Genomic DNA, 3,834 nt, shown 5'->3' on the forward strand with positions numbered 1-3,834 from the left:
ATTTAGTCTGGAAGAGCCAAATTTCTTTAATTTCAGTATACTCTTTAACCTCAGAACATAAAGCTTCAGGAAGAATTAAAACAACGTTATAGTCATGATTTTTATAAAATTTACTTGCTATCACAGCAGCACATACAGTTTTACCTGTGCCTGGTGCGCTTTGCAATAAAAAACTATTAATGTTAGTAAGTTCTGAATATCTAGAATATGAATAACTTGTCAATGTTTCTGATAATTGGTAAAAGAGTTTTATCTGCTCTTGAGTAAGGTGAGGTGAATATAAATACGCACCATAAATGAATTGATACCATGAATAAGTCTTATTGACATTAAAATTAAACGTTGGTATATCTTCTACTTGGCTTTCTTCAATTCCCATTAAATTAGCTAAGGTGTATGTTGGGTTTCTATCTCTATCTTCGATAACTCCCTGGTAAACATCCCTTCTTAAACCTGCCTTAATTACTAAAATTTCCTGGGAATTTATCCATTCCCAAATAACCCTTACATCACCCTGTTTAGTTCTCAATAAATCTGTATAGCCTTCTAACTTACGACGATCTCCAAGATTCCCCTGACTCATTTGTTTTAAAATTTCTGCTACAGTCTCAGAATACTGGTGTGAAAGCTTCTGGATCTCTCGAAAAGCAGCACGCACAATTCTTATAGCAATAACATCACTTTGCAAATCTCCGACATTCGGCTTTAGCGTTTGAGAATCCATCGGTTTTTACTCCACACCTAACAAATCCACTACAGTAAATTTTCCCTTGACACCAAAGATTATACAAACAGTGAAAATACGCAAACCACGTTTTTACATATTTCTTATTATTTCTTGTCGTTACGGGTAAATTATGCTAGTAAAGCGTAAATTATGTAAGGAAGTTAAGATAGCATCATTAATGACAAATTAATATAAGTATTGAATCATAGATGCGATCGCCCGGTAAATGTGCAATTCAATACTTTGTCTTTAAATGTACATAGTAATTACATAGCTTGAGAATATCAGTCTATAAATTTTCTCAACAAAAGCACCCACTACTAGATATAATTTTCTGTAAGTTGAAAAAAACATTAAGATTAGCGTAAAAATTACATTAAAATAAAGATTACGCTTCTATTAAACTGACTAGCTAAATACCCAAATTAGGAGGAATATATATGGCTCTCGTACCAATGCGGTTGCTTCTAGATCATGCTGCTGAAAACGGATATGGTATCCCCGCTTTTAACGTCAACAACTTAGAGCAGATTCAGGCAATCATGAAAGCGGCGGTTGAAACAGATAGCCCCGTAATTTTACAAGCTTCTCGCGGCGCTCGTAATTATGCCGGGGAAAACTTCCTCCGTCACCTGATTTTGGCTGCGGTAGAAACCTATCCTGAGATTCCCATTGTCATGCACCAAGATCATGGTAATGCTCCTTCTACCTGCTATTCAGCTATCAAGAATAACTTCACCAGCGTCATGATGGATGGTTCTTTGGAAGCTGACGCTAAAACCCCTGCCAGCTTTGAATATAACGTTAGAGTTACCAGCGAAGTTGTTAATGTTGCTCACTCTTTAGGTGTGAGTGTTGAGGGTGAATTAGGCTGTTTAGGTTCTTTAGAAACCGGTGCTGGTGAAGCTGAAGATGGTCACGGTTTTGAAGGTACACTAGACCATTCTCAACTGTTAACTGACCCTGACGAAGCTGTTAGCTTTGTAGAAGCAACTCAGGTTGATGCCTTAGCTGTAGCTATCGGTACAAGTCATGGTGCTTACAAGTTTACTCGTAAGCCTACAGGTGAAATTTTGGCTATTAGCCGCATTGAAGAAATTCACCGCCGCTTACCTAACACCCACTTGGTAATGCACGGTTCTTCTTCTGTACCTGAAGATTTATTGGCACTCATTAACCAATACGGTGGTGCTATTCCTGAAACCTACGGTGTACCCGTAGAAGAAATCCAAAAAGGTATTAAGAGTGGTGTTCGTAAGGTAAATATTGATACCGATAACCGTTTGGCTATTACTGCGGCTGTCCGTGAAGCTTTAGCAGCTAATCCCAAGGAATTCGATCCTCGTCACTTCCTCAAGCCTTCTATTAAGTATATGCAAAAAGTTTGTGCTGACCGTTATGAACAGTTTGGTACTGCTGGTAACGCAAGCAAAATTAAGCAAGTTACTTTAGAAGACTATGCTGCTAAGTATGCTAAAGGCGAATTAGTAATGAAAGCGGCTGCTAAAGTTTAATCTTTCTCAGCAATAAATAGGGTATAGCTAGGCTATACTTTTATATCAAGAAACCGGGTGATGTTAAAGTTTCCCGGTTTTTTGTTTTTAGCTGTTCTAAATCATCAAAGTTTTGGATTATTTTTGCAACCCATAGTTTATTAATTGCCTAATACCATTTCTTTGTAAAGTTGCATATAATCTACCTTCCAGCTTCGCCGTCTCCCCTTACCCCCAATTCTAGGGGCATAAGAATTTCAAAGTCCCCCAAACTTGAGGGATTTAGGGGGCTAAATAACCACACAACGAAGTCAGATAGGACTTCTGTATACATCGTAGCTTATCAAGAGGGGAAACAATAAAAATCCAATCCCCTCCCCTTCACAAGAGGAGGGTTAGGGTGGGGTAAAATAGTAGAATGACAGGTGCTGCCGTTATTGTCTATAAAACAACTATCAGTGACGTACTCCACACACTCCCTTATGCCTTGCGGCACGCTTGCGCGAACAGGTGAGTGTGGGCTTCTCAGCGACTCTTCTCTAAAATATATGACAACCAACCCGCCAACTCTCACTTATACCCTCGAAGAAATATTATCTCGTTTGGATCAAAAGATAGAGAAGCAATTTACCGAAGTCAATCAAAAAATAGATCGGCAATTTGCTGAAGTCAACCAAAAGTTTACTGAAGTCAATCAAAAGTTTACCGAAGTCAACCAAAAAATGGATCGGCAATTTGCTGAAGTCAATCAAAAACTACAAACTATTGATAATAGACTAAATAAACTGGAAATTGGTCAGGCAGAACTATCAGGGGAAATTAAAACCCTAGACGAAAAACTATCAGGGGAAATTAAAACCCTAGACGAAAAAGTTATTGGTATTGATAAAAGACTAGATAACCAAGAATTTATTAATCGTGGAGTTCTAGTAGCAGTGATTATAGCCCTAATTAGTGGAGTAGTTAAACTATTCGGTTTCTTTCCCACTGGTAAAATTTGAAAACCCTGATACCATTTCTTTGTAAAGTTGTATATAATTTACCTCCCAGCTTCGCCGTCCCCCCTTACCAAGGGACTACAGGGGAGTCTGATTGTGTTTGGAGTTTAGACTAAATCTTTTCTTGTAGGCTCAATCCCTTGCTGTATAAGGTTTATGACTGGAGTTTAGACTAAAAACAGAGAGATAAGTTAAAACTACTGAGAAAAGAGAAGTTAAAAAGACTACTGACCATAGAGGATAAAGAATAGGGGAAAAAAAGCGGTCAGTGATGTAAAACTGACCGCAAAATGTTCAATGCTGATAAATGTAAAAGAGTTATCAGATTGACAATGCCATTAGAACAGCTAAGAGAATTTCGCACAAGTGTATACAATATTTTGGGCAAAGCCAAAGATGCCTTGTTTGACTTGATGGATGCAGCATTAATCACTCGGAGTATTTATGCCCTCGTAGAATTAGCTTGACCACTGGTATCGTTTTGCTAAACAACTTGAGTTTGGACTCTACCACAACTTAGTACCCCAGAACAGTGTCAAAAGTGGAGCGACCTATTACCACTTATGACTTGGCAACTTTGGTTAGCCCGTGATGTTGCGGCTGATAATCCATTACC

At 38.2% G+C, this 3,834-nt stretch carries 4 protein-coding genes; 3 read left to right on the forward strand and 1 reads right to left on the reverse strand.

The genetic code is table 11. The annotated features are described in order from the left end of the window. Positions 1-724, reverse strand: a 724-nt coding sequence (locus tag CUN59_RS19995) for a DEAD/DEAH box helicase family protein (protein WP_368731937.1), incomplete at its 3' end; no start/stop codon positions are given. A 443-nt stretch (positions 725-1,167) separates the two neighbouring features. Here CUN59_RS19995 and fba point away from each other — a divergent pair. The 3 genes from fba to CUN59_RS22400 all read left to right on the forward strand — a co-directional run bounded on the left by fba (position 1,168) and on the right by CUN59_RS22400 (position 3,685). Beyond that, positions 1,168-2,241 (forward strand): class II fructose-bisphosphate aldolase, encoded by a 1,074-nt coding sequence (fba, locus tag CUN59_RS20000; RefSeq protein ID WP_104389480.1) that lies wholly within the window; start codon positions 1,168-1,170, stop codon positions 2,239-2,241. A gap of 527 nt (positions 2,242-2,768) precedes the next feature. Continuing rightward, a complete protein-coding gene (locus CUN59_RS20005; protein ID WP_104389481.1) occupies positions 2,769-3,221 on the forward strand; it encodes a DUF4164 domain-containing protein in 453 nt (150 codons plus the stop codon). Positions 3,222-3,550: 329 nt separating this feature from the next. Beyond that, positions 3,551-3,685 (forward strand): hypothetical protein, encoded by a 135-nt coding sequence (locus CUN59_RS22400; RefSeq protein ID WP_279327323.1) that lies wholly within the window; start codon positions 3,551-3,553, stop codon positions 3,683-3,685. The last annotated feature ends 149 nt before the right edge of the window (positions 3,686-3,834 follow it).

Origin of the sequence: Cuspidothrix issatschenkoi CHARLIE-1 (assembly GCF_002934005.1) — a bacterium.
Taxonomy (GTDB): domain Bacteria; phylum Cyanobacteriota; class Cyanobacteriia; order Cyanobacteriales; family Nostocaceae; genus Cuspidothrix; species Cuspidothrix issatschenkoi.

Excerpts from the sequence above, each read along its gene's own strand:
- fba (WP_104389480.1), top strand. The coding sequence starts at position 1,168 with ATGGCTCTCGTACCAATGCGGTTGCTTCTAGATCATGCTGCTGAAAAC.
- CUN59_RS20005 (WP_104389481.1), top strand. The coding sequence starts at position 2,769 with ATGACAACCAACCCGCCAACTCTCACTTATACCCTCGAAGAAATATTA.
- CUN59_RS22400 (WP_279327323.1), top strand. The coding sequence starts at position 3,551 with ATGCCATTAGAACAGCTAAGAGAATTTCGCACAAGTGTATACAATATT.